Origin of the sequence: Sporosarcina sp. ACRSM, from assembly GCF_022346545.1 — a bacterium.
GTDB lineage: Bacteria > Bacillota > Bacilli > Bacillales_A > Planococcaceae > Sporosarcina.
Map to the genome: position 1 here is coordinate 107,314 of NZ_JAKRNU010000010.1, position 23,851 is coordinate 131,164.

29 protein-coding genes are annotated in these 23,851 nt (G+C 44.7%); 19 read left to right on the top strand and 10 right to left on the bottom strand.

What is annotated here, in order from left to right:
* Positions 1-17: 17 nt before the first annotated feature.
* Together MHZ95_RS15785 and MHZ95_RS15790 are read left to right on the top strand one after the other, a co-directional pair.
* Positions 18-530 carry a hypothetical protein gene (locus MHZ95_RS15785; protein ID WP_239391749.1) on the top strand — a complete coding sequence of 171 codons (513 nt, stop codon included), beginning with the start codon at positions 18-20 and terminating at the stop codon, positions 528-530.
* 200 nt (positions 531-730) lie between these two features.
* A complete protein-coding gene (locus MHZ95_RS15790) occupies positions 731-1,195 on the top strand; it encodes a hypothetical protein (RefSeq protein ID WP_239391822.1) in 465 nt (154 codons plus the stop codon).
* Positions 1,196-1,218: 23 nt separating this feature from the next.
* Here MHZ95_RS15790 and MHZ95_RS15795 read toward each other — a convergent pair whose 3' ends face one another.
* Complete coding sequence (locus MHZ95_RS15795) at positions 1,219-2,214, bottom strand: LLM class flavin-dependent oxidoreductase (protein ID WP_239391750.1); 996 nt, start codon at positions 2,212-2,214, stop codon at positions 1,219-1,221.
* Positions 2,215-2,220: 6 nt separating this feature from the next.
* Positions 2,221-2,508, bottom strand: coding sequence for a DUF3219 family protein (locus MHZ95_RS15800; RefSeq protein ID WP_239391751.1), 288 nt, complete (start codon positions 2,506-2,508; stop codon positions 2,221-2,223).
* A gap of 199 nt (positions 2,509-2,707) precedes the next feature.
* Here MHZ95_RS15800 and MHZ95_RS15805 point away from each other — a divergent pair, with 199 nt between their 5' ends.
* The 6 genes from MHZ95_RS15805 to MHZ95_RS15830 all read left to right on the top strand — a co-directional run bounded on the left by MHZ95_RS15805 (position 2,708) and on the right by MHZ95_RS15830 (position 6,803).
* Positions 2,708-2,866, top strand: a complete 159-nt coding sequence (locus MHZ95_RS15805) for a hypothetical protein (protein ID WP_239391752.1) — start codon at positions 2,708-2,710, stop codon at positions 2,864-2,866.
* 215 nt (positions 2,867-3,081) lie between these two features.
* Positions 3,082-3,429: a DUF6054 family protein gene (locus tag MHZ95_RS15810; RefSeq protein WP_239391753.1), complete on the top strand. Its 348-nt coding sequence runs from the start codon at positions 3,082-3,084 to the stop codon at positions 3,427-3,429.
* Between the two features lie 197 nt (positions 3,430-3,626).
* On the top strand, positions 3,627-4,271 hold the full coding sequence (locus MHZ95_RS15815; protein ID WP_239391754.1) for a uracil-DNA glycosylase: 645 nt from the start codon (positions 3,627-3,629) through the stop codon (positions 4,269-4,271).
* A 67-nt stretch (positions 4,272-4,338) separates the two neighbouring features.
* Positions 4,339-4,935 carry a DNA-3-methyladenine glycosylase gene (locus MHZ95_RS15820; RefSeq protein ID WP_370643085.1) on the top strand — a complete coding sequence of 199 codons (597 nt, stop codon included), beginning with the start codon at positions 4,339-4,341 and terminating at the stop codon, positions 4,933-4,935.
* Between the two features lie 59 nt (positions 4,936-4,994).
* A complete protein-coding gene (locus MHZ95_RS15825; protein ID WP_239391756.1) occupies positions 4,995-5,510 on the top strand; it encodes a type 1 glutamine amidotransferase domain-containing protein in 516 nt (171 codons plus the stop codon).
* Positions 5,511-5,747: 237 nt separating this feature from the next.
* Positions 5,748-6,803, top strand: a complete 1,056-nt coding sequence (locus tag MHZ95_RS15830; protein ID WP_239391757.1) for a YkvI family membrane protein — start codon at positions 5,748-5,750, stop codon at positions 6,801-6,803.
* A gap of 68 nt (positions 6,804-6,871) precedes the next feature.
* On the opposite strand, the gene hmpA is transcribed toward MHZ95_RS15830, so the two are convergent.
* Positions 6,872-8,059, bottom strand: a complete 1,188-nt coding sequence (hmpA, locus tag MHZ95_RS15835) for an NO-inducible flavohemoprotein (protein ID WP_239391758.1) — start codon at positions 8,057-8,059, stop codon at positions 6,872-6,874.
* A 161-nt stretch (positions 8,060-8,220) separates the two neighbouring features.
* Between hmpA and MHZ95_RS15840 the strand changes: the two genes are divergently transcribed.
* Positions 8,221-8,664, top strand: coding sequence for an Rrf2 family transcriptional regulator (locus MHZ95_RS15840; RefSeq protein WP_239391759.1), 444 nt, complete (start codon positions 8,221-8,223; stop codon positions 8,662-8,664).
* 45 nt (positions 8,665-8,709) lie between these two features.
* Positions 8,710-9,636: a manganese-dependent inorganic pyrophosphatase gene (locus MHZ95_RS15845; RefSeq protein WP_239391760.1), complete on the top strand. Its 927-nt coding sequence runs from the start codon at positions 8,710-8,712 to the stop codon at positions 9,634-9,636.
* 145 nt (positions 9,637-9,781) lie between these two features.
* On the opposite strand, the gene MHZ95_RS15850 is transcribed toward MHZ95_RS15845, so the two are convergent.
* Positions 9,782-11,158 (bottom strand): FAD-dependent oxidoreductase, encoded by a 1,377-nt coding sequence (locus tag MHZ95_RS15850; RefSeq protein WP_239391761.1) that lies wholly within the window; start codon positions 11,156-11,158, stop codon positions 9,782-9,784.
* A 100-nt stretch (positions 11,159-11,258) separates the two neighbouring features.
* Here MHZ95_RS15850 and MHZ95_RS15855 point away from each other — a divergent pair, with 100 nt between their 5' ends.
* A complete protein-coding gene (locus MHZ95_RS15855) occupies positions 11,259-11,894 on the top strand; it encodes a DsbA family oxidoreductase (RefSeq protein ID WP_239391762.1) in 636 nt (211 codons plus the stop codon).
* A gap of 223 nt (positions 11,895-12,117) precedes the next feature.
* Here the strand turns inward: MHZ95_RS15855 and MHZ95_RS15860 are convergent, their stop codons facing one another.
* Positions 12,118-12,645, bottom strand: a complete 528-nt coding sequence (locus MHZ95_RS15860) for a YceI family protein (protein ID WP_239391763.1) — start codon at positions 12,643-12,645, stop codon at positions 12,118-12,120.
* Between the two features lie 291 nt (positions 12,646-12,936).
* Between MHZ95_RS15860 and murB the strand changes: the two genes are divergently transcribed.
* A complete protein-coding gene (murB, locus tag MHZ95_RS15865) occupies positions 12,937-13,848 on the top strand; it encodes a UDP-N-acetylmuramate dehydrogenase (protein WP_239391764.1) in 912 nt (303 codons plus the stop codon).
* 218 nt (positions 13,849-14,066) lie between these two features.
* Here murB and MHZ95_RS15870 read toward each other — a convergent pair whose 3' ends face one another.
* Positions 14,067-14,741, bottom strand: a complete 675-nt coding sequence (locus tag MHZ95_RS15870) for an adenine nucleotide alpha hydrolase family protein (protein WP_239391765.1) — start codon at positions 14,739-14,741, stop codon at positions 14,067-14,069.
* A gap of 601 nt (positions 14,742-15,342) precedes the next feature.
* Here MHZ95_RS15870 and MHZ95_RS15875 point away from each other — a divergent pair.
* From MHZ95_RS15875 to MHZ95_RS15905, 7 genes are read left to right on the top strand one after another with little or no spacing between them, the layout of a single operon-like run.
* Positions 15,343-17,787 carry a Na+/H+ antiporter subunit A gene (locus MHZ95_RS15875; RefSeq protein ID WP_239391823.1) on the top strand — a complete coding sequence of 815 codons (2,445 nt, stop codon included), beginning with the start codon at positions 15,343-15,345 and terminating at the stop codon, positions 17,785-17,787.
* Positions 17,774-18,196 (top strand): Na(+)/H(+) antiporter subunit B, encoded by a 423-nt coding sequence (locus MHZ95_RS15880; RefSeq protein ID WP_239391766.1) that lies wholly within the window; start codon positions 17,774-17,776, stop codon positions 18,194-18,196. The genes MHZ95_RS15875 and MHZ95_RS15880 overlap by 14 nt, the downstream gene beginning before the upstream one ends.
* A 3-nt stretch (positions 18,197-18,199) precedes the next feature.
* The gene (locus MHZ95_RS15885; protein ID WP_239391767.1) at positions 18,200-18,538 is read left to right on the top strand and encodes a Na(+)/H(+) antiporter subunit C; all 339 of its coding nucleotides are present in this window, start codon (positions 18,200-18,202) and stop codon (positions 18,536-18,538) included.
* Positions 18,531-20,015, top strand: a complete 1,485-nt coding sequence (locus MHZ95_RS15890) for a Na+/H+ antiporter subunit D (protein ID WP_239391768.1) — start codon at positions 18,531-18,533, stop codon at positions 20,013-20,015. Before MHZ95_RS15885 ends, MHZ95_RS15890 begins: the two co-directional genes overlap by 8 nt.
* A gap of 46 nt (positions 20,016-20,061) precedes the next feature.
* Positions 20,062-20,544, top strand: a complete 483-nt coding sequence (locus tag MHZ95_RS15895) for a Na+/H+ antiporter subunit E (protein WP_239391769.1) — start codon at positions 20,062-20,064, stop codon at positions 20,542-20,544.
* Positions 20,544-20,828, top strand: coding sequence for a Na(+)/H(+) antiporter subunit F1 (locus tag MHZ95_RS15900; protein WP_239391824.1), 285 nt, complete (start codon positions 20,544-20,546; stop codon positions 20,826-20,828). The genes MHZ95_RS15895 and MHZ95_RS15900 overlap by 1 nt, the downstream gene beginning before the upstream one ends.
* Entirely contained in the window at positions 20,806-21,195 is a 390-nt protein-coding gene (locus MHZ95_RS15905) for a Na+/H+ antiporter subunit G (RefSeq protein WP_239391770.1), read from the top strand. The genes MHZ95_RS15900 and MHZ95_RS15905 overlap by 23 nt, the downstream gene beginning before the upstream one ends.
* 50 nt (positions 21,196-21,245) lie before the next feature.
* On the opposite strand, the gene MHZ95_RS15910 is transcribed toward MHZ95_RS15905, so the two are convergent.
* The 4 genes from MHZ95_RS15910 to MHZ95_RS15925 all read right to left on the bottom strand — a co-directional run bounded on the left by MHZ95_RS15910 (position 21,246) and on the right by MHZ95_RS15925 (position 23,722).
* Positions 21,246-21,509, bottom strand: a complete 264-nt coding sequence (locus MHZ95_RS15910) for a hypothetical protein (protein ID WP_239391771.1) — start codon at positions 21,507-21,509, stop codon at positions 21,246-21,248.
* Positions 21,493-22,593 carry a DUF4179 domain-containing protein gene (locus tag MHZ95_RS15915; RefSeq protein ID WP_239391772.1) on the bottom strand — a complete coding sequence of 367 codons (1,101 nt, stop codon included), beginning with the start codon at positions 22,591-22,593 and terminating at the stop codon, positions 21,493-21,495. The genes MHZ95_RS15910 and MHZ95_RS15915 overlap by 17 nt, the downstream gene beginning before the upstream one ends.
* Positions 22,590-23,156, bottom strand: coding sequence for a sigma-70 family RNA polymerase sigma factor (locus tag MHZ95_RS15920; protein WP_239391773.1), 567 nt, complete (start codon positions 23,154-23,156; stop codon positions 22,590-22,592). Before MHZ95_RS15920 ends, MHZ95_RS15915 begins: the two co-directional genes overlap by 4 nt.
* A 146-nt stretch (positions 23,157-23,302) precedes the next feature.
* Complete coding sequence (locus MHZ95_RS15925) at positions 23,303-23,722, bottom strand: universal stress protein (protein WP_239391774.1); 420 nt, start codon at positions 23,720-23,722, stop codon at positions 23,303-23,305.
* Positions 23,723-23,851 lie beyond the last annotated feature (129 nt).

Genomic DNA, 23,851 nt, shown 5'->3' on the forward strand with positions numbered 1-23,851 from the left:
AGGTGGTTTTAGCGAAGATGAGAAAAGTTTATCTATTATTTATTGGTCTCTTCTTAGCTGGTTGCAGTGCGCATCCAGCGGAAGAGACCTATCAGGGGAGAGATTTAACAATAGGGGTCATTGGTTCAGTTCCTTCCATTAAAGAAAAGAATGTAGTTTTTGAACAAATAACTCTGGATGAAATGGAAAAACGGCAGCATCTAGATGCAATTCTGATTATGAAAGAATCGCTCACTGAAGCGGATCAAGAGCAATATGTCGCTGTCTATCGTAATTTGACAATCCCGGTATTCTTCATGCAATCTACGAAAGCCCATGTTCCCTTTACGAACGACGGGGTGGACTATGCCAGTTTTCCGGATGTGGATGCTTCGAGTTATGCAACGGGCTTTCTTAGCACAGCAGCTGATGAAGGCTTTAACGAGCGGACATGGAGATATCATTTGAAAGATGATCAAGAGAGTAAATCAAATATCGAAATCGTTTATAATCAAATATTTAACACGATTGAATCGGTGAATTCTAAATGAATATGTCTAAAGTCCTGTGAATACCGCAAAGGCATTTCGGAAAACCGCAAGAGGGATTACGGTGACAGTGGCTAGGATTTGTGTGAAAATTAAGTTGTAAAGGAATCAAGTTTTAAATTGATAATGTTCTCCTGAAAGGGAATTATGGGATGCAAATGACATATATAGATTAATGAATTTCGAAAGGAGGAAACGTGGTGATGGAGGGGTATTTTACGGAAGAAATCTCTTTACGTGATCATATCGTGAAAGTGGACAGGGAAAAAACGATCGAATTGTATCAAAAACTACCGGGTATCGCCGAGAGTTCCCATTGCGGTTGTATGGATTGTCGGCTTTATGTGAAGCAAATTGGACAAGCAAGTGCTAAAGTGTTGGCATTCTTTCATCAGTTTGGCATCGATCCGACAAAAGAAGCGGAAGTTTGGAGAGCCATCTCAAATGAAAATGGTTTTGATACATATACAGCCGATTATCATTTTGTCGGAAATATTCAGGGGGTGGATGAATTAGAGTGGATTCAAATAGAAGAAGCCTCTTTTGGACTTGTCAATTATACGCGGGAATTGCCAAGTCCCATGATCCCGAGTGCTTTTTCGAAGCCGATCGTCGAAATGGCTGTCAGAATAACGATGCCTCATAGCATAAAAGGTGCCAAGTTCTAAGCTTTTTTAGAACCGGCACCTTTTTACATTAACTCTCTTGCGATAAGCTCATAGGATCGAATTCGATCTTTCGGCGAGTGGGTGATGGTGTTGATCATGATTTCATCGGCTTGATAGTTCGTTTGTAACTCGACTAACTGCTGTTTCACTTCATAAGGATTGCCGATGATCATGTTCTGTCTCATGTTGTTGAACGTAACCTGTTCTTTGTCAGTTAGCTTGTATTGCTTCGCTTCTTCAATGGAAGGAATGCCTTGAAGTCCTTCTCCTTTTTCTTTTTGTAAAGACCAGACGAGTTGACTTGTTGCGAGTTCTTCTGCTTGCTCCGTTGTTTCTCCACAAATGGCCGAAACTGTTACGATGACTTGTGGGGTTTGGATGTCTTTTCTCGGTTGAAAATGATCTCGATAAGTCTGGATGATCGAGGCTCCATCATTGTCGCTCATAAAATGGCCGAACGTATAGGGCATGCCGTTTTCTGCTGCAAGCCGCGCACTTTTTTCACTCGTACCGAGAAGCCAAGGGACAGGCGGCTGTTCGGGAATGGGTGATGCAGATACTTTCGAATACTCGTGGTCTGCTGGAAAATCATCGTCTAGAAAATGGAGTAAATCTTTCACTAACGCAGGTAACGCCCAAACTTTTTGCAAAAAGTTTTCGGACAAAGCGTTCGTCGCTTCAGCTGATCCGCCTGGCGCTCGTCCGATTCCAATATCGATGCGATTTGGAAATAGCGTTGCCAGCATATTGAATACTTCTGCCACTTTGTAGGGACGATAATGAGGCAATAAAACAGCCCCGGAGCCAATCCGAATGCGCTTCGTATTCGCACCAATATAGCTTAACATCACTTCGGGTGCGGAACAGGCAAGTCCGGGTAAATCGTGGTGTTCGGCAATCCAATACCTTGTGTAACCGAAAGCTTCTCCGGCTTGTGCTAATTGCATCGACTCCAACAATGCGGCACGGGCAGTTTGATGTGAAGAGATCGGGGCTTGGTCTAATATGCCTAACCTCATTGCAGTTCAGTCCTTTTCTGTTTCTATTAAGGTTAATTTATACTGACCGACTTGCCCCTTTACATACAAATTCGTAATGGAAGTGGAGTATTCCTGAATGGTGCCTCTAAACGCGATGTTGCGTTCAGGAACCTTCACGTCAAATGTTCCCTTGTAAAGCAGCGTCGTGATGTCATGGTAATCTTCACTTGTGACGTCAAACTCAACTGAAATTTTATAGTAGCCGTTCACTTTTTCTTCTTCGTAACGATTCAAATGAATGACAGTGTCATTTAATAGTATTTCGCTTGTCAACAAAATCACTCCTCTTTCAAATTCTAAGCCCTCACTTGAAAAATAATGATACACCAATCATTTATGAGTTGTAAGTAATCACGCTTCTCCGATTTGGATTCTTTACAAACTCCTTACAATACATCCATATCCACTTTATATTGTTACGTTAAGATAAGAATGTGAAAGAAGGATTCAATCGAAAAGGGGAGATTGTATATTGACGATGCTCGAACCGAATGTAGAACTGAAAACTTCAACGCAACACACGAATCAATTCCATGACGGCAATAGTATTATGCAGAAAATCGCCTGGATGGTCATGAAAAAAGAACGGCCCCCACAAAGCAGCTATTATCCACTTCCCCCAAGGAAGTAATATGAGAACTCCACTTAGGTGGAGTTTATTTTTATTTTGGGAAGTATTGAAGTGTAGCCCTTGATTGGTTCAAAAATCTTTGCTTGCAATCAAACACCTCACGAATGCAATCAGGCAGGGCAGGGAGTCAGCCGTTGTTCTTGTATTCGGAAAAAGACGAAACTTCCATGACTATTCAGCCGTAAAGAAGTTAAGAATAAAAAGGGGTTGAGGACATGGCAGTACGTGAATTTATCGTTAATGTTTCACCGAAAGAAGCGATGGATGCGATTGAGAATTATGTAGTCAAGGGAAGCATAAGTGGCACACTCGTCGATCAGCACGTAAGACGGATCGGCGAACATGAAGTCTATGTTGTCATTTTGGAGAAATATTACATGCGTTCGAGTAATCGGGCTTCGTTGACGGTCACGATTGATAATTTTGACGGTAAAACAAAAGTGCATGCCGTTGCAGCGGGCGGTTCGGAAGGCGTTTTCTTTCGCTTTGACTGGGGCGCAGGCAATAACTTTGCGAACAGTGTAGAGCATGCATTGAGGCCGTATATAATTGGAGGCGAATGAAGGTTAACTTAGTTCCCAACGCTCTCGCCGAAGAAATTAACGCTCTGCATCAAGTAAGCAACATCCCCATAAAAATAACCAGCGTTCTACAATAACTAAGCAACACCACCGACACTACATAGCTATAGAATAAGAGCCTTTCCTTTAGCAGGAAGGTTTCTTTTGTTAGAATGAACAAAACTGAAAGGGGTGCTCCGATGTTTCGAATTCCTGAATCGATTGCAGAACTTGGCAAAGAGCGGATAAAGGGTTTTCCAGTGGAAGGGTTCGTCTACGGGGAAGGGCCACAAAAGCCGGAACTGATGCTAATCGGGGAAGCGCCGGGTGAGTTTGAATTGGTCGATGGCATCCCATTCATCGGACGAGCCGGGAAGGAATTGATGAAGTCCCTTGCCACCATCGGGTTGACGCGTGAGGATGTTTATATTACCAGCGCGGTCCGTAGCAGACCGTATCGATGGGGGACAAAAAAGGAGCGCGATGGAACGACGACGGAGCGCAAATACAACCGTCCACCGATACAGAAAGAGATTTTAGCGCATGCCCCCGTGCTCGATTATGAATTGGCAAATCTTGAGCCAAAACTCATCGTTACGCTCGGTAATGTCGGGTTGCAACGGCTGCTAGGAAAAGAGGCGAAAGTAACGGAGCTCCATGGGCAATTATTGGAACGTCCCATTCAATATTTGAATGAACTTGAGGATACGACGTTCAACTGGACGCAAGAGACCTATCGGATTGTGCCAACATTTCATCCGGCATCTGTCTTTTATCGACCGTCCCATCGACCGTCGCTTGATGCGGATTGGTTGGAAATCGGGCGTATTTTGAGGGACGGATGAATTCGATTTAGTAGACGGTATGATTTCTTCTAAATGAAGAGAGATTAATGAGGAGATTGGAGGTCTGATCTTGTATAAACCGATTAATCCATCATTTTTTGAAGCTCCAGTCCTTGAACTTGCACCGCAACTACTCGGACAGTATATTGTCCACGAACAACCGGAAGGGCGGCTCGTCGCGCGAATTGTGGAGACGGAGGCGTACCGTGGACCGGAAGATCGCGCTGCGCATAGTTTTGGGAATCGGCGGACGAAGCGGACGGATGTCATGTTCGGCGAAGCGGGGCTTGTCTACACATATCAAATGCACACCCATACGTTAATTAATGTCGTCAGCGGTCCGATTGGTACGCCGCATGCGATTCTAATCCGGGCTGTGGAACCAGTTGAAGGACTAGAACAGATGAAAGAAAATCGTGGAAGTCAGTTGAAAATGAAAGATTGGACGAATGGTCCTGGGAAATTGACAAAGGCACTGGGGATTACAATGGATTATTACGGCCATCATTGGACGCATGAACCGCTCTTCATCGCTGAAGGACCGAAACCGGCGGCAATTGAAGTGGGGCCACGTGTCGGTATCGGCAACACAGGGGAAGCGGTCCATTATCCATGGCGATTTTATGAAAAAGATAATCCTTTTGTCTCAAAATACCGTCCATAAGTTTAGTCGGTAATAGCAGTGGAATAGTAAGAGTGGACAAACTAAAAGGAGTGTTTGTAATGGCTAGAATTGCAACGTTACTAACAGACATGTTTGAGGACTCGGAATACACAGAGCCGGCAAAAGCCTATCAAGACGTTGGCCATGAAGTCGTGACAATTGAGAAAGAAGCAGGCAATGAAGTGAAAGGGAAGCAAGGGGTAGCGACCGTTAAAATTGATAAAGGGATTGACGATGTCAAACCAGAAGATTTTGATGCTCTCTTCATCCCTGGTGGCTTTTCTCCGGATTTGTTGCGGGCGGATGATCGTTTTGTTCAATTTGCCAAAGCTTTCATGGATGCGAAAAAGCCGGTATTTGCAATCTGTCACGGACCACAGCTGCTCATCACGGCTAAGACGCTTGAAGGTAGAGATGCCACGGGTTATAAATCGATAAAAGTCGATATGGAATATGCCGGAGCGAAATATGCAGATCAAGAAGTGGTCGTCTGTCAAAAGCAGCTTGTGACGAGCCGGACACCGGATGACATCCCAGCATTCAATCGGGAATCGTTGAAACTTCTTGAAAGCTAAAAGGATACAAAAAAATAGCGGATAAAAAAGGCCTGGAGCAGGGCCTTTTTTGACGTTATTAGGCTAATAGTAAAAATGGCTATAGAACGGCTTGTCCCTCGAAAGGTATTTGGTAGGTTGTCAACTTCTCGAAAGAATGATAAATTTGAAAGAAAGTACACGGAGGACTTAGTGGATTCTGATTTTTCGGAAATAAGAGACGTCTTTTTCTGTCGTGCAACTGAGTAGGGGGACATTATGGGAAAAATACTAAAAATGGGTAGCGCTTTCATCGGGATCATTGTTGGAGCAGGATTTGCATCCGGTCAAGAGATCCTTCAATATTTTACAAGCTTCGGACTTCTTGGGGTTGCCGGGGCGATTGTTTCAACAGCGTTGTTCGCTTATTTGGGAATGACGCTAACGAGGATTGGGAGTCGGATGCGGACTACTTCGCATAAAGAAGCCATTTACAAAATTAGTGGGCGTTACTTAGGCATTATTGTAGATACCGTCATTATTATTACATTGTTTAGCGTTGGGGTTGTTATGATTGCCGGGGCAGGGTCCAACTTGAATCAGCAGTTTGGTTTGCCTTCTTATATGGGTAGTCTTTTGATGGTTGTGCTTGTCTTTTTAACTGTACTGTTGAATGTGGATAAAGTTGTTGGTGTTATTGGCAGCATCACGCCATTTTTGATTGCCGCGGTTGTTCTAGTCTCAATCTATTGCTTGATGACAATCGACACCACGTTTTCGATACTCGATCCAATTGCACGCGATGTAAAAACAACGTTGCCGAATTGGTTTATCTCAAGTATTAACTATGTATCGTTCAATATTGCAACGGGTGCTTCGATGACGCTTGTCATGGGAGGGGCAGAGAAAGATGAAAGAATCGCAAAATGGGGCGGATTAGTAGGTGGTCTAGGATTAGGAATTCTCATCCTGCTCAGTCATTTGGCGATCTTCTCCAAAATTGAGTCGGTTGCGGACGCTGAATTGCCGATGTTGGCCATCATTAACGACATTTCGCCTATCCTTGCCATTCTTATGGCATTTGTGCTGTATGGTATGATTTTCAATACGGCGGTCGGTATGTTTTATGCATTCGGTGCACGATTTGTCCCGATTGGAACCAAAGGCTTTAAAATGTTTGTGCTCTTCACATTGGTGATCGGATTTGCCTTGAGTTTTGTTGGATTTACCAATCTTGTTGCTCATTTATACCCGTTTATAGGCTACATGGGCTTGTTCCTCATAGTAGCACTTATTATTGCACCGTTCAGAATGGCGAAAAAGGTCGCGCGTTAAAAGTAGAACCCGAATACAAAAACTACAAAAAACGCCGCCATCCAATTTGGATGGCGGCGTTTTTTGCATTACACATGTGCCAGTTCAAGTTGTACGGCAGGTCCGAAGAATTCGTAGTGAACTTTTTCTTCAGGGATGCCAAGCGCGTACAATTCTTTGATGACGGCTTGCATAAACGCCATCGGTCCGCAGACATAGATATCGCTACCTTCGATTACGTTGCTTGCAAGGAAGTCGCGGTTGATGAAGCCATCGCCTTCTTCAGAATAAAGAACCGCGTACTTGGAAGCAGGCAATGAGGCATTCAATTCTGTAAGCTTATCATTGAACGCTTGGTGTTTGCGCGTGCGTGCAGAGTGTAAAAAGGCAACTTGGCGTTCCGGCGTGTTTTTCGCGATGTATTCGTACATGCTCATCATCGGCGTAATTCCGACACCGCCGCTAATAAATGTAACGGGTGCATCGCTGTCTGTATCCAAGTGGAAGTCTCCGGCAGGTGCACTCACTTCAAGTGTATCGCCGACATTCATGCCACGATGTAGGAACACGGATACTTTACCGTTCGGGTTGCATTCATCTTCGCGTTTGACGGAGATTCGGAATGTATCGTCTGTTGTTGCTTGTGACAAGCTATATTGGCGATTCAAAGTATATGTTTCGCCCGGAATTGTCACGCGGATCGTAATGTATTGACCTGGTTTGTAAGTCGGTAACGGTTGTCCGTCGATCGGTTTCAAATAGAAGGAAGTGATGACATCACTTTCCACGACTTTGTCGGCAATCGTAAATTCTTTAAATGTTCTCCAGCCGCCGTCCATCTGTTCCGCTTTGTCATACATCTCTTTTTCGATACCGATGAATGCATCTGCGATCACTTGGTAAGCTTCGCCCCATGCGCCGATGATTTCCGGAGTTGCCGCATCACCGAGCACTTCTTTGATGGCGCCTAATAGGTGATAACCGACAATCGGATATTGTTCGGGTGTAATGCCGAGTGATTTGTGTTTGTGGGCAATTTGGACAACTGCCGGGATGATGGCGCCAAGATTGTCGATGTTGGCAGCAGCAGCGTATACTGCGTTCGCAAGAGCTGTTTGCTGGCGTCCTTGAGACTGATTCGCATGGTTAAAAACATTTAATAGTTCCGGATGTGCTTCGAACATGTTTTTGTAAAATACTGTTGTAATCGTTTTTCCGTGTTGCTCCAATACAGGTACTGTCGATTTGATAATGTCGATTGTTTCTTGAGAAAGCATGTAAAACACGACCTTTCTGTTTTGTTAATTCAACAATAAACTAAAAATCGTTTTAAAGCTATATATAAAATATAACTTTAAGGAACGTTAAAAAAATAGCCACATTTCTTTCACGCAATTGCCACAAAGGCTATAATAGTATTGGAAAGTGCGGTGAAATTATGCGTCTGACAATGTATACGGATTTTTCATTGCGGGTGTTGTTGTTTCTTGGCGTAAAAGGTCCGGAGCAGCTATCGACTGTACAGGAAATTTCGGAGGCGTATGGCATCTCGAAAAACCATCTGACGAAAGTGACACACGAGCTCGGGAAGATGGGGTTGATCGAAACGATTCGGGGTCGTGGCGGCGGGATTCGCCTGCACATCGATCCAAGCCTGATCAATATCGGTGAAGTGGTACGGAAAACGGAAGATGATTTCCATCTCGTCGAGTGTTTCAATTGTGCAACGAACCGATGTGTCATCACACCGGTATGTAAGTTGAAAGGTGTGCTGCATGAGGCGCTGGAAGCTTACTTGAAAGTATTGGACAGTTATACACTTGCCGATTTTGTCGTGGACAATAAAGGCCTGGCTTCGATTTTGTTGAACAGGCCTTTATGATAAACTAAAAATGAAGAGAAAAGAAAAAGTGGGAGGCAGTTATTCATGGGAAAAGTTTTAGTGTTTGGTCATAAGAACCCCGATACTGATACGATTACATCGGCGATCAGCTATGCGTATCTGAAACAGCAATTGGGGATGGACGCGGAGGCGGTACGACTAGGTACTGTTTCAAATGAGACGGCGTATGCGTTGGAGCATTTCGGTTTTGAAGCACCACGTCTTATTGAAAAGGCGGCCCCAGAAGCGGCACAAGTGATTCTTGTCGATCATAATGAAAAACAGCAAAGTGTGGATGATTTGAGCGATGTACAAGTCATTGAAGTGATCGACCATCACCGGATCGCCAACTTTGAAACGAATGATCCACTTTACTATCGTGCGGAGCCGGTTGGTTGTACGGCTACAATTTTGAATAAACTTTACAAGGAAAACGGCGTCGAGATTCCCAAGAATATTGCAGGTCTTATGCTGTCTGCGATTGTTTCGGACTCACTGCTGTTCAAATCGCCGACGTTTACGGAAGAGGATCGACGGGCTGCAGAAGAATTGGCAGCCATTGCGGATGTCGATGCGCAAGAGTATGGATTGGCGATGTTGAAAGCCGGTGCCGACCTAAGCGATAAGTCGCTTGAAGATCTAGTTGCTTTGGATGCGAAAGAATTCGTGATGGGCAATGCAAAAGTTGAAATTGCCCAAGTGAATGCGATTGACGTAAATGATGTCATGAACCGTCAGGCGGAGCTAGAGGCATTGTTGAATGGCGTTATTGAGGAGAAAGGTTTAGACTTGTTCCTGTTCGCTGTGACGGATATATTGAACAATGACTCGGTCGTTCTTGTTCTAGGGAAAGAGGCGGAACGTGCAAGTGCTGCCTTCAACGTAGCGCTCGATAACAATACGGCGAAATTGACAGGTGTCGTATCCCGGAAGAAGCAGATTGTTCCGGTTTTGACGGAAGCGTTGAAATAATACTACAAAAGCGGAGGGCGCCTGGCGTCCGGAGTCTAGACGACTACAAAAAGGCTGTGCCCCTGAAAAGAGGGCGCGGCCTTTTTGTATGCCATTATGAAGGTGGAGAGGATTACAAGTCCGCTACATGAATGGATATCCTCTTTTATTTCAAATTCAAGGGTTTTGTTGCAGGACCTTCCAGCACGGATCCGTCTTTTCGGAAGCGGGAGCCATGACATGGGCAATCCCAAGTTTCATCGCCCTCATTCCATCTTGTCCGACAGCCCATATGTGTACAGATTGGGGCATTCGTTCGTGTCAGATGCCCGCCTGTGAATTCGGTGACAACGAGTCCGGAAATTTTCAATGCTTGCAATAAAAACGAGCCGAATCCGGTCCGGTCCGGTGCATACAGTTGAGAAGCATTGTTATCTCGCCCCACAATCAGATCGCTAATGATCCGAGCACTTGCCAAAGAATTCGATAATCCCCATTTCCGATTGCCTGTGCTCAAATAGACGTAAGGCATACTGGAGGAAATGATGCCCGCATAAGGGATCAGATCCGGTGTTTGCGGATCCTGCGCCGACCATCTGTTGGTCAAGGTATCCAGATGATACAACTCTTGTACATCCGTATTCAAACGCTTGTAATGCACTTCGGTGTTGCTTTCCATCCCGGCTGTATGACTTTCACCAGATAGGAGGAAGAACGTCTTGTCATCAAATTGGGCGGTGCGAATGGACCTTTTTGGCGAATCGACGGAAATATATTGCCCTTGTAAAGGCATATTTCCTTCAGCGGCTACAATATAAGAACGGTCAACAGCCAATTTCATTACTTGGAGACCGCGCAATGCTTCAATCGGATAATGGGTACATAAAATAAGTTCAGTGAATTGGATTTCATGTTCCGATTTCATGGCAAGTAGTCGTTTTTTCAAATCCATGAGCACGACATCTGAATGTTCGTAGATCCGAGCTCCGGCTTCGACTGCAAGCTGGGCGAGGTGCTGTCCGAAACGGACGGGATGAATTTGGCATTCGTTTGGCATTGTAAGGGTTGCGTCGATCTGAATTGGTAATTCTGAGTTTTTACCCAGCTCTCCGGGAATGCCAAGTGCTTCATAAGCACGCATTTCGTGGCGCAACAGTTCAGTACCGTGTTTCGTTTGGGAATAGAGAATGGAATCTGCTGTCTTGATTTCTCCCTCTTTTGCAAAGGACCGGGCGAATTCAATGGCTTGTTCATTGACGTCATAATACAATTTGGCCTGATCATGCCCGAACTGCTTTAATAATTTGGCATAGACTAAATCATGTTGGGCGGTCAATTTCCCTGTGGAATTACCGGTAGCCCCTGCCAAAATGGTATCTTTCTCTAGAAGAATTACGTCTTTGCCTTCTTTGGCTAGGTAATAGGCGTTTGCAATTCCAGCTAATCCTCCACCGATAATGCAAATATCGCAACTGACATCTTGATCGAGTGTTGGATAGGGATCAAGTGGATATGCGGTTTGTAGCCATAATGAGTTGAACATCGAATAACCTCCGTCAAGTCTTCTTGAAAACGTAGTAAGCATATTCATTGTTGCCTTCTTTGATTGGTTTTAAAATCAAAAGAAGAAAGGTGTGTGGATGATGAAGATTGAAGTGTGGTCGGATTATGTATGTCCATTTTGTTATATCGGGAAGCGGCGGTTAGAAGAGGCACTGGTAGAAACGGGACTTAAAGAAAAAACGGAAGTCGTGTTTAAAGCATATGAACTCGATCCGAACTCACCGGATACATCCGATGAGCCGATGCAAGCAGTGCTCGCCAAGAAATATGGCATGAGCATGGAGGAAGCAAAGAAGATGACGGACAATGTGGAAGTTCAAGCGAAGACGGTCGGTTTGAATTATGATTTCGATAAGATGACCCCAGCCAATACATTCCGTGCGCATCGTTTAGCGAAGTTGGCCGAACAGGAAGGGATCGGAGCGGAATTATCGGAACGGCTTTTAAGGGCTTATTTTATTGAGGGGCAAAAAATTGGTACGAATGATGTTCTGCTTGCTCTTGCTGAAGAGGTCGGTCTAGACCGTGATCGAGTGAAGGAAGTACTGGAGAGTGATGCATTTACAGAAGAAGTCCGCCATGACATTACAGAGGCCGGGCAGATCGGTGTCCGGGGAGTCCCTTTTTTCGTTATTAATCGGAAGTATGCAATCTCTGGTGCCCAACCCGCCGAAACATTTGCAGAAGCACTCCGCAAAGTGGCAGCTGAAGAATAAGAAAAGCGGAGGACGCCTGACGCCCTCCGCTTTTGTTTACGTCTAGACTCCGGACGCCAGACGCTCGGAGGCTCACAGGATGTGAGTTACGCAGTCATTGCCGCAGGACGCGGCGAACTTAGACTGCGTTCCTTGATAGTCAATTCGACTCTGTGGCAAAGTACGCCACAGAGTCGACTCGCCTTATGCCTGTCGCGTCTAAGCAGGCGTCCTCCGCTTTTGTTTATTGTGCTGGATTCAGTTGTAGATCGATGGAAATTTTAATGTCGTCGCCGACAAGAACGCCGCCAGCTTCAAGTGTTTGGTTCCATGTCAGTCCGAATTCTTTTCTGGAGATTTTCCCTTTGACTTCGAACGCTGCGACTTCTACGCCCCAAGGATTTGTTCCTTTACCTTCGTATTCTACTTCAAATGTCACTTTTTTCGTCACGTCTTTAATCGTCATATCGCCTGTAATTTTATATTCGTCACTGTCTTTTTTAACAATTTCCGTTGAAATGAATGTGATGTTCGGATACGTTTCTGTATCGAAGAAATCGCCAGAACGCAGATGGTTATCACGGTCTGTATTATTGGTATTGATGGAAGCAGCATCGATTTTGAAATCGATTTTTGCTTCTGTTAAATCTTCCGGATTGCCGTCCAGTGAACCTTCTACTGCTCCAAAGCTGCCTTTTACTTTCGATACCATCATGTGCTTCACTGAAAACCCAACACTCGTGTGTGATGCATCTACTGTCCATTTAGCCATCTTTACAAAACATCCTTTCTAAAATAGGTTATGGTCTAACTATATTTTAAAATTATCTCGAAGTCAAGATAATAGATTGGTGTTAAATTCGCTAGGTTCATATTGTCAGAATAACACGAATAAAATGCTGATTTCAATCGATAAGAATTCCTTGTCAAAAGAAAAGAATCCACGCATACTATTAAGGATGAATTATAAATGTTGATTGTTAAAGAGACGTATTTGTTCTTCATTTATTCATTTGGGCGTAAGATGCCAAAAGGTATTAGAAATTGAAAGGATTGAATGTTGATGTCGAAACATCAATGGTTTGACGAGCTTCAAAAAGTAATTACAATTGGAACGTTAAAAGTAGATGAGCCACTCTGTAAATATACAATGACAAAACTTGGAGGTGTCGCGGATCTTCTCGTGATTCCCGGTACAACGGAGGAGACGGAAGCGACTGTCCGTTATGCACATGAACGTGAGATTCCTTTGCTATTGCTTGGCAATGGGTCCAATATGGTCGTCAGGGACGGCGGGGTTAGAGGGATTGTCCTACATCTGGCTAAATTGGATACCATCCGGATCGAAGGGACAAAAGTACATGCGGAAGCGGGAGCACTCATTATTGATGTCTCAAAACAGGCGGCTGCTGCATCATTAACTGGTATTGAATTTGCCTGTGGAATCCCGGGCTCGATCGGCGGAGCGATGGCGATGAATGCCGGTGCCTATGGCGGGGAGATTAAGGATATCATCATTCAGGCAACGGTGCTCACGCAGTCGGGCGAGCGGCTTGTGCTGTCAAAGGAAGAATTGGAACTCGGCTATCGCCAAAGTATCATCGCGAAAGAAGGGTATTATGTGCTCTCGGCTGATTTTCAGCTTGCGGTAGGGGATCAGGAAGCGATTGACGCAAAAGTGGCGGATCTGACTTTCCAGCGTGAATCGAAGCAACCGCTGGAATACCCTTCTGCGGGTAGTGTCTTTAAACGACCACCCGGTTACTTTGCTGGAAAGCTGATCCAAGATTGCGGCTTGCAAGGGAAAGGGCATGGCGGTGCAGAAGTATCCTTGAAACATGCGGGGTTCATCATCAATAAAAACAATGCAACGGCCTCTGACTATATCCAGACGATCAATATGGTCAAGGCGGAAGTGAAAAAGCAATTCGGAGTCGATTTAGAACTCGAAGTGAAAATCGTAGGAGAAGAATAAAGAAAAGCGAAGGGCGTCGTTTAGATGCGATAGGCATAAGACTGCTTGGCGAAGAGGCGTCCTGTGCCTCATAGCCAAGTCGGCTTATGACCCGAGCATCTGACGCCCGGAGACTAGACAATAAAGAAAAGCGAAGGGCGTCGTTTAGATGCAATTCGGCAAATGCAAAAACGCGGATATCCCGTGAAAGGGCTATCCGCGTTTATCTATATTCTATATTATTGAGCCGTTTTGCAGTGGAATATGGAAGGATCGGTTACTAAATCGTCCGTAATATGCACTTGGCACATTTTATTATTACTCATAAACTTGAAAATCCCATTATTGAAATCGGTGCCGATTTCTTTGAAGAAAATCCCTTCATAACGCGCTTCTTTGGAAAGTGTGAAGTTGATGCGGAAACCGTCGCCATCTTCCACTAAATAAGCACGGACACCTTTTTCAAACATCCCATCGATCTCGTCTTTGATCGAGCGATCGACCGAAACGACATGAAAGTCGACGAATGGGATTTCGCGTAACAGGACATTCATAAACGAACCTTTCGTAATTTCTTCCCATCTGCTTTGAGCAGTTTGTCCGATGATAATTTGGGTGATGTTAAAATTATGTGCCACTTCCTTGATCACTTTCGCGGAAGGTCGCTTTTCATTATCGCGGATAATGAATGTTTCTACATCCAGTTCCTCAGCAAGCTCTTTCCATCGCTCGACATATTCTGATTTTTCCGCGTCAAATTCATCGTACGGAAGCGGATCCACCGTTAAAATATATAGTGGACAATCCATGATTGAAGCCATTTTATGTCCGCGTCGAATGAGACGTTCACCATTTGGACCGTAGTAGACACAAACGAGAATGCTCTCGTCCATACGACCTTTTACTTTGCCCATGCCGGTTGTCACCTCTTACATTATTTTTGTGAAGATATATATCCCTCTGAAGTCGAGTCTCGATTGAAAACCAAGTTATTATATATGAAAATGTATCGCTTGGCAAGATAATAAGATACGAAAGTTGAAAAAGTGCGTCACACGTTATTTTAGTGTATAATTTTTTGGTGTATACATGTAACTTGTTCCATTCTAAAAGCCACAAGCGTAAATCGAAACCTGGATATCAGTACACCATGGCATAATGGATTTTTTCCTCGTATTTGGTACTTGTAGCTACCTATTATCCTTCCAGTTATGCTCCGCGTCAAGTAGGTCATCGTATAAATGAAGAAAATGTGGTTTTCTACTTCTTTTGACCGTATTTAGCATGGCCCTATTTAGTTCGAATCATGATATTTCAGGTATATTTCGTTCCTTCTATACCGGTGACTAGACCTCGGGTGAACTTCACCTTGACACCGGTCGGTTTATGCGTGAGGTTCGCCCAATGTAAGTCAAGCAGTGGGTAGTTGCTTCGTAACTCCCTTTTTATGAGAAACTTTCACTGCGTACCTTCCTGGTTAGGTAGCCTGTGCTATCCTTTTCAGCCCCATTCCATATGGTGTATTCCTTTAGTATCGGAGGTTTCCAATTGTTTATTACAATCGCCATTTTCATCCCGTTTTTAGCCGCCATTTTAGTGCCATTCATTTATAAGTGGATGCCGAGCCGGAAAATCGGGTGGTTTGTCTTATTTGTTCCTTTGACATTATTCATCATTCTTGCGAGTTTTATCCCTTCCGTGGCAAAGGGTGGAACGTATATCCACACGATGAGGTGGATCGATTCGGCAGGGATCAATTTCACGACATACTTGGACGGTCTAAGTATGATTTTTGGACTTTTAATTACAGGGGTGGGGACCCTCGTTATCCTCTATTCCATATACTATTTATCTGAACGGGAAGCGTTAGGGCGTTTTTACGTTTATTTACTCATGTTCATGGGTGCGATGCTAGGTGTCGTCTTTTCAGATAATATGATGGTACTATACGTGTTTTGGGAATTGACGAGTATTTCTTCTTTCTTGCTCATCGCTTTTTGGTACCATCGTAAACAGTCCAGATATGGGGCACAAAAGTCGATGCTCATCACGGTGTCCGGCGGGGTTGCCATGCTCGCGGGCTTTATCATGCTGCAAACGTTGACGGGTTCGTTCAGTGTGCGCGAAGTGATCGCAACCATCGGCCAGTATACGGATGACACACTGTTTTTGCTGGCGATGCTGCTCGTTCTTCTCGGGGCATTTACGAAGTCTGCGCAGTTCCCGTTTCATATTTGGCTTCCGGATGCAATGGAGGCCCCTACACCGGTCAGTGCGTATTTACACTCTGCGACAATGGTCAAGGCAGGGATCTACCTTGTTGCACGTTTCACGCCTGTATTCGGTGGGGAGGCTGTCTGGTTTTACGCCGTTAGTTGTGTAGGGCTCTTCACATTGTTCTGGGGTTCGTTCAATGCAGTGAAACAGACGGATCTGAAAGCGTTGCTCGCCTATTCTACCGTTAGTCAGCTTGGGCTGATTATGAGCCTTTTCGGTTTGGGGTCTGCGGCACTAAATGGTGGATACAGTGCAGATTCAGTCATTTATACACAGGCGACTTTTGCCGCACTTTTCCACCTCGTTAATCATTCAACGTTTAAAGGTGCTCTTTTCATGGTGGTCGGAATTGTTGACCACGAGGCCGGAACACGGGATATCCGGCGCCTTGGAGGGTTAATGTCACTGATGCCTGTAACGTTTACAATCGCTTTGATCGGAAGTTTTTCAATGGCGGGTTTGCCGCCGTTCAACGGTTTTTTGAGTAAGGAAATGTTTTTCGAGTCAATGTTGATCATCCGTGAGCTGGACCTGTTTTCGATGGGATCTTGGGGTGCTCTGTTCCCAGTCATCGCTTGGATCGCAAGTGTGTTCACGTTTGTTTACAGCATGATTATCGTCTTCAAAACGTTTCTGGGAGAACACCAACCTGATCGGCTTGATCGACCAGTGCATGAAGCTCCGATAGGAATGCTCATCGCACCGTCAATTCTTGGATTGCTAGTTGTCGGTATTTTCTTTTTTCCGAACATGGTTGGCCATTATGTATTGCAGCCTGCGATGGCGGCTGTCTATCCGCCGTTTGCTGGAGCGGAAGGAATGGTTCCGCATATCTCCGCATGGCATGGCTTTAATTATGCACCTTTGCAATTGACTCTTGGGGTGATCGTCGTCGGAGTACTATTGTACCTGTCCCTACGGTATTGGCGTGGTGTTTATACGATTGCGCCGATGCGCTGGAGTCTGGACGGGCTATATAATGGTTTATTGCTCCAGACGGAACGGTTTACGACGGTGCTGACGCGTTTTTATATGACGGGTCATCTGCGCGATTATCTCGTTTATATTTTTACTTTTTTCATCTTAGTTGTCGGGGGGGGACTTGTATTAACCGGTTCTTTTGCATTCGACTTTTCGAATGATGCGCCGATTACAATCAATGAATATGTCCTCGTATTCGTCATGATCGGGGCAGGTATTTCCATCTTATTTGTGAAGTCCCGCATGACAGCGATCATTTTAAATAGCGTACTCGGGTATGCGGTTGCTCTATTCTTTATTGTCTTCCGTGCTCCTGATTTAGCGCTGACCCAAATTATTGTGGAAACTGTCACAACGGCGCTATTTTTGCTCTGTTTCTATTTCTTGCCGGATTGGAAAAGGGAAATTGCTTCAAGGTCAACGAAAATTATCAATGCTGTGATCGCCATTGCGGTCGGTGCAATTGTTACGATTCTTGCTTTGACGGTACAGGGGAACAAACTGTTTGAATCGATTTCGGTGTATTTTGAAGACTCCTATGCACTTGCAGGGGGTAAAAATATAGTTAATACGATATTGGGTGATTTCAGGGCGTTCGATACGATGCTTGAAGTGGTTGTACTTTTCATCGCAGGGCTTGGTGTATTCACGCTCATTAAATTGAAGGCAAGAAAGGGGGGACAAGACGTTGAAGATCAATGATGTCATTTTACGAACTGTGACCAAGATTGTCGTGTTCATTATTTTGACGTTCGGGGTGGAGCTATTTCTAGCGGGACATCATAATCCTGGTGGAGGGTTCATTGGCGGGCTTGTCCTTTCCTCCGCTTTTGTTTTACTGTATTTGGTCCATGATATCGAAACGGTTCAAAAAGGGATTCCATGGGATTATAAAAAAATTGCAGCACTTGGCGTCTTTCTTGCGGTAGGGACAGGTGTCGGGTCAGTATTGTTTGGCGCAGAATTTTTGACGCAGACGGCCAGCCACTTCGATTTGCCTGTATTCGGAAGTACCGAATTGTCGACCATCCTTCTTTTTGAAGCAGGGGTAGCACTTACCGTGGTGGGGGTAGTTGTAACGATTATTTTAAGTATTAGTGAGGATGTGTAGCGGATGGAAACGTTAATAACGATACTCGTCGGGGTGCTTGTGACCGTTGCCGTCTATTTGCTGCTGTCCCGTAATCTGATCCGGGTCATTTTGGGAACTGCTATATTGTCCCATGCCGTGCATTTGTTATTGATGACAATGGGTGGGTTGAAAAAAGGCAGTGTGCCGTTACTGGGGGAGAATGCGGAAAGTTATACGGATGCTTTACCGCAAGCCCTGATTTTGACGGCAATTGTCATCAGTTTTGCTGTTACCGCCTTTTTGCTTGTTCTTGCCTATCGGACTTTTAAGGAGACCGGGTCGGACGATCTCGATGCATTGAGAGGGGTCAAAGATGAATAATTTACTAGTGATGCCAATGGTCATCCCGTTGTTGACGGGGGTTTTCCTTGTTTTCTTGCGGCCTTATGTAAGAATTCAACGTATTGTGAGCCTTCTATCCGTATTGGGTACGTTAGGGGTAGCCGTTTACATATTGAATCGTATCCAAACGGAAGGTATTTTAAAGCTTGACTTCGGTGGTTGGTTGCCGCCTTATGGAATTTTGTTTGTGGCGGATTCATTTTCTGCGTTACTTGTCGTGACGACTATGGTTGTCACAGGTATTTTGCTGCTCTATGCATTTTCCTCAATCGGCAAAGCGCATGAAAATATGTTCTTTTATCCTGTCGTCTTTTTTCTAGTGGCAGGCGTGAACGGATCGTTTTTAACAGGGGATCTGTTTAACTTATTCGTTTGTTTTGAAGTGATGCTTCTTGCCTCTTATGTATTGATTACACTTGGGGGCAGGAAAGTGCAGCTTGTCGAATCCATTAAATACGTATCCATTAACGTATTATCTTCTTGGTTTTTCCTGTTGGCGATTGCGTATTTATACGGTACGGTCGGAACGCTTAACATGGCGCATTTATCCATGCGGGTTGCTGAAGCGGGCCAAGATCCTTTGCTGACTGTTATCGGGATCATATTCTTGCTCGTCTTTAGTTTGAAAGCGGGATTGTTACTTTACTTCTGGCTGCCGGGATCTTATAGCGCACCGCCGACAGCAGTCGCGGCATTGTTCGGCGCTCTGCTGACAAAGGTCGGAATCTATGCGTTGTTCCGGGTATTCACACTCATTTTTTACCACGAACCGGAAATTACACACACGATGATCGGTGTGATGGCGGCGTTAACGATGATTGGCGGGGGGATCGGAGCCATCGCTTATAACGATGTCCGCCAAGTTGTTTCCTATAATGTCGTCATAGCTGTTGGGTTCATATTGGTTGGTCTTGCTGTTTCAACTGAGGCGGCCATTCAAGGGTCCATCTATTATTTAATACATGACATGATCATTAAAGCGTTATTATTTCTCCTTGCCGGGACGATGATCTATTTGACGGGCACAGCGAGAATTGAGCGGATGAGTGGATTAATCCGAAACTATCCAATCCTTGGTTGGTTATTTTTCATCACGATGTTGTCATTGACTGGAATTCCGCCTTTGAGTGGCTTCATAGGAAAAGTGTATGTTGGACAAGGAGCGGTTGAAGCAGGGGCGTTCGTGTTGCTGGGGCTTGCATTCCTGTCTAGTATATTTGTCTTATACTCCTTGCTGCGTATTTTTATGAATTGCTTCTGGGGCGAAACAATTATTAACGAAGACGATGATGTACCGCTTCCGAAAGGGATGCTAATCCCTTGTGTGTTGTTTGGTCTTTTGACAGTTGCGCTTGGGCTAGGGGCAGAAGGGATTGCAGTCTATGTGAGCGATGCCGCTCATACGCTCATGAATCCCGATATCTATATAGAGGCTGTGATGAATGGCAATCGCTGATCGGATGCAGTCCTGTACATCGAGCGGAAAGAAGAGGTGAGTGCGAGTGCCAGCCCAATTATTGTTGAATTTATTCATCGCTTTTCTTTGGATGACGTTGATGGATGAGGATGAGTTAAGATTTACGACGTTTTTCGCAGGTTTCCTCGTAGGGATCGGAATCATCTTTTTCATGCACCGATTTCTTGGAACACAATTTTACTTACGGAGATTGTATGCGACCATTAAGTTGCTCTTCATCTTTATCTGGGAGCTGACGCTGTCGAGTGTTATTGTGTTAAAACAGATTTTAAGCCCGAAACTGAAAATAAAACCAGGCATTTTTAAATATGAGACGGTTTTAAGAAGTGATGTAGAAGTGACGATGCTCTCCCTTTTGTTAACATTGACGCCTGGGTCGGTCGTGATGGAAGTGTCACCTGAAGGGAATGTCCTCTACATTCATGCGATGGATGTGGAGCAGTCAAAGGATTCGTTGTTAAGTCAGTTGGGGAATTTTGAAAAAGCGATTATGGAGGTGACCCGATGATGATTGAGACGATGCTTACGATTTCGGTTATCTTGTTTGCCACGACAATCGCCATTGCAGTCATCCGGATTATCCTCGGACCTTCCATGCCGGATCGGGTGATTGCGTTGGATATGATCGGTGTGAATTTAATTGCTTCCATTGCGGTCATTTCCATCTTACTGAAAACAAAAGCCTTTTTAGAAGTCATACTGATATTAGGGATTTTGTCGTTTATCGGTACGATTGCCTTCTCCAAATTTACGGAGAGGGGGGTTATCGTTGAGCGTAAACGAGATCGGTGAATTCATAGGGGCACTACTCATTTTGACAGGCGGTATTGCGAGTGTCATTAGCGTCTTTGGACTCATTCGCTTGCCGGACGTCTATACGAGATCCCATGCGGCGACAAAAAGTTCAACGTTGGCAGTGTTACTCACATTGTCCGGAACATTTCTTTATTTTTGGTTCCACGAGCAGTTTATTAGCGTCCGTGTTCTTTTGGGGATTGTCTTCGTCTTTTTGACGGCACCAGTTGCCGGGCATCTGATCATCCGAGCGGCCTATCGATCGAAAGTGAAGTTGGCGGATATTTCGGTTGCGGATGAATTATATGATGTATTGCATAAGGAAAAGGATGAAAAAGAGAAAAAGGAAGGAGCCGGCAAGTAACAGCCGGCTCCTTTTTTTAAATGATTAAAATGGGGGATTACTCATCGTGCTCAAAGCGAGTCGCCCGCGCTCAAAGCGGAGAAGCTGGCGCTCAAAGCGAAGCCGCTCGCGCTCAAAGCGAAGCCGCTCGCGCTCAAAGCGGAGCCGCCCGCGCTCAAGGTGAAGCCGCCCGCGCTCAAAGTGGAGTCGCTCGCGCCCAAAGCGGAGTAGCCCGCGCTCAAAGCGGAGCCGCTCGTGCTCAAAGTGGAGTCGCTCGCGCTCAAAGCGGAGTCACCCACGCTCAAAGCAAGTCGCCATTTATTTTTCCAATTCAATCACAATATCCTCCATGACAAATTCTTCTTTTCCGACGCCGGTCTTTGGCGGAATAGGGAGTACTCTTTCCTTCCCATCTTCTGTGATTTCAACGCTGCTGAAATTGGACGCATCATGGATTCGGAAGGTGATATGGGGCGTGATGATCAGTTTTGTTGCGTTCGGATCCAGTTTTTCGAATGTATCGCTCCAACTTATTGTATAAGCGTCCGGTCCGGATCCTCCGTTGCCTTCTCCGGAGTAGGTATTCCCTAGATCATCCGTTACATGGAGCTTAATGGAAGCTTCATGCCATTTGTCTTGGACTTGTTGTGTCGCTGCTTGGTTGTAGTGAATAATAAAGGACATCGGTGTAACCGCGATTTTCTCGATATTGACGGTGACGCCATTTTGCTCGATCGTTTGGTTCGTTAATTGGACTTGACTATCTGTTGCTTGGAGAGAAAAGGCAAATTTCCATTTTCCCTTTACCTCGTTCCCAGTGTCCATAAGATATAAATTGTTTATGTTCCACTTTATATGAACAGTCTCCGAAGTTAAGCCAATAGGTGTAATTCGATCTAAGCCGACATAGTGATTGTCGTCTATTTTTGTGATTTTGGAGGTTCCAGCTCTCCCGTTGGAACCTTTAATATCAGCCATGTCGATCGTCAGTTCCTCCCCTAAATCATGGTCACTGTCGATGGAATAGGTGATCGCAACTGTCTCGCCATCGAAAACCGCATCATTCACCGTTATTTTAATGCCGTTGCTTTCTTGTGTCAGATTCATTTCAGTGGAAAATTCCTTGTAGTTATCATACATACCTGTTTTGTCGTTATCTAGGAATCTGAAAATGTCCCCGATAATCGGGATATTGCCTGCATAAGCGGGGAATGTTAATCCGACGGTTGTAATGGTCAGGCCGATTACAGCGGCAGCAGCTACAACATTCGTTTTCCAGCCCTTTCGTTTTTTCTTCTTCGAGATCGATTGTTTAAGGGCGTTTTTCACTTTTGCTTTTTCCAATTCAGTAACAGGCATTTCTTCAATATCTTGGTCGTCTATTTTAGCATCATTCAATAATTCGTAAATGTCCTTCATATTCTGTTCTCTCCTAACTCAAGGCTTGTCACCTTTTGATTTAGCTTCTTTTTCCCACGATAGACGCGATTGTCGATGGAAGCATTCGTCAAACCAAGCTTCTTTGCAATTTCCTCTGTTTTAAAACCGAGAAAATATTTCATGATAAATATGTCACGTTCCACTGGATCCAGTTGGTTGATGAGCTTCACCAATTCACTTTGATCCTCCAATAAAATGACTTCGTCTTCAGCAGACAAATCCGCATTCATATCCATATAATCTGACGAAAACTCAACCTCTTTCTTTGCTTTCCTGTAATAATCGATCGCTTTAAACTTGGCGATGGTACAAATCCATTTTCGGAAATCGGTCGCATCTCCCTTGAACTTCTTCGAGTTGTCCCAGATGGATAGAAAAATATCGTTGATGCATTCATCGATGACGCCTGGATCGTGAAGCGGAATAAGCACTTTATGTGTGATTCCTTTAATGATGGGCAAATACGCATCGACGACAAATTCCAAGGCATCTTCTTTTTGTTTCTGTAATCGTTTCACAAAATTCCTCTCGTTCGACTTCATCTAATGATTCCCCTTCATTTGTTGTAAAAGCTTTTACATCTTATACAACGTACCGAAAAAAATTATCTCTCATATTTACTTAGAAATTATATAAGATCAAAAAAGCCCTTTCCTCTTAAAAAGAGAAAAGAGCTTGTCTGCTACTGTTATTTAACGATTAATACGGGAGCTGTTACACGCTTGGCCACTTTATGACTAACGCTGCCGAGTACCATCTCCTGAAAGGAATTCAGTCCGCGACTGCCGATGACAACAAGGTCGAAGCCGCCCCGATTGGCAAAGCTGACAATGGTCGGTCCAGGTTCGCCGTGCTTGATGACGAGCTGGTATTCGATTTTCCGTTGTTCAAATGCACCTTCAATTGGCGCGAGCTTCTTTTTACGATCGGTATGGAGATCGTCGCTGCTCGTATAATGCAGAGCATCCGTACGGGCACGCTCAAAGTCGAGTACATAGAGAATTTCAACAGAGGTATCGGGACTTAAAGCAGCCAGCATGGCAGCGTGTTCAGCGGCCCGTCGTGAGTTTTCTGAACCGTCGACTGCAACAAGAATTCTATTATACATCGAATCACCCCGTTATTTAATATAAGGAATAAAAAGACGTTCAAGCAAGCATTATAATGGCCGCCAGAACCGTATCGGTATTAGTACAACCCATTCCCTAAGAACGACGTTTGAAAACATGAGAACGAC

Coding starts and splice junctions, on each gene's coding strand:
- MHZ95_RS15785 (WP_239391749.1), top strand. CDS start 18: ATGAGAAAAGTTTATCTATTATTTATTGGTCTCTTCTTAGCTGGTTGC.
- MHZ95_RS15790 (WP_239391822.1), top strand. CDS start 731: ATGGAGGGGTATTTTACGGAAGAAATCTCTTTACGTGATCATATCGTG.
- MHZ95_RS15795 (WP_239391750.1), bottom strand. CDS start 2,214: ATGAGGTTAGGCATATTAGACCAAGCCCCGATCTCTTCACATCAAACT.
- MHZ95_RS15810 (WP_239391753.1), top strand. CDS start 3,082: ATGGCAGTACGTGAATTTATCGTTAATGTTTCACCGAAAGAAGCGATG.
- MHZ95_RS15815 (WP_239391754.1), top strand. CDS start 3,627: ATGTTTCGAATTCCTGAATCGATTGCAGAACTTGGCAAAGAGCGGATA.
- MHZ95_RS15825 (WP_239391756.1), top strand. CDS start 4,995: ATGGCTAGAATTGCAACGTTACTAACAGACATGTTTGAGGACTCGGAA.
- MHZ95_RS15830 (WP_239391757.1), top strand. CDS start 5,748: ATGGGAAAAATACTAAAAATGGGTAGCGCTTTCATCGGGATCATTGTT.
- hmpA (WP_239391758.1), bottom strand. CDS start 8,059: ATGCTTTCTCAAGAAACAATCGACATTATCAAATCGACAGTACCTGTA.
- MHZ95_RS15840 (WP_239391759.1), top strand. CDS start 8,221: ATGCGTCTGACAATGTATACGGATTTTTCATTGCGGGTGTTGTTGTTT.
- MHZ95_RS15845 (WP_239391760.1), top strand. CDS start 8,710: ATGGGAAAAGTTTTAGTGTTTGGTCATAAGAACCCCGATACTGATACG.
- MHZ95_RS15850 (WP_239391761.1), bottom strand. CDS start 11,158: ATGTTCAACTCATTATGGCTACAAACCGCATATCCACTTGATCCCTAT.
- MHZ95_RS15855 (WP_239391762.1), top strand. CDS start 11,259: ATGAAGATTGAAGTGTGGTCGGATTATGTATGTCCATTTTGTTATATC.
- MHZ95_RS15860 (WP_239391763.1), bottom strand. CDS start 12,645: ATGGCTAAATGGACAGTAGATGCATCACACACGAGTGTTGGGTTTTCA.
- murB (WP_239391764.1), top strand. CDS start 12,937: ATGTCGAAACATCAATGGTTTGACGAGCTTCAAAAAGTAATTACAATT.
- MHZ95_RS15870 (WP_239391765.1), bottom strand. CDS start 14,741: ATGGGCAAAGTAAAAGGTCGTATGGACGAGAGCATTCTCGTTTGTGTC.
- MHZ95_RS15875 (WP_239391823.1), top strand. CDS start 15,343: ATGGTGTATTCCTTTAGTATCGGAGGTTTCCAATTGTTTATTACAATC.
- MHZ95_RS15885 (WP_239391767.1), top strand. CDS start 18,200: ATGGAAACGTTAATAACGATACTCGTCGGGGTGCTTGTGACCGTTGCC.
- MHZ95_RS15890 (WP_239391768.1), top strand. CDS start 18,531: ATGAATAATTTACTAGTGATGCCAATGGTCATCCCGTTGTTGACGGGG.
- MHZ95_RS15900 (WP_239391824.1), top strand. CDS start 20,544: ATGATTGAGACGATGCTTACGATTTCGGTTATCTTGTTTGCCACGACA.
- MHZ95_RS15915 (WP_239391772.1), bottom strand. CDS start 22,593: ATGAAGGACATTTACGAATTATTGAATGATGCTAAAATAGACGACCAA.
- MHZ95_RS15920 (WP_239391773.1), bottom strand. CDS start 23,156: ATGAAGTCGAACGAGAGGAATTTTGTGAAACGATTACAGAAACAAAAA.
- MHZ95_RS15925 (WP_239391774.1), bottom strand. CDS start 23,722: ATGTATAATAGAATTCTTGTTGCAGTCGACGGTTCAGAAAACTCACGA.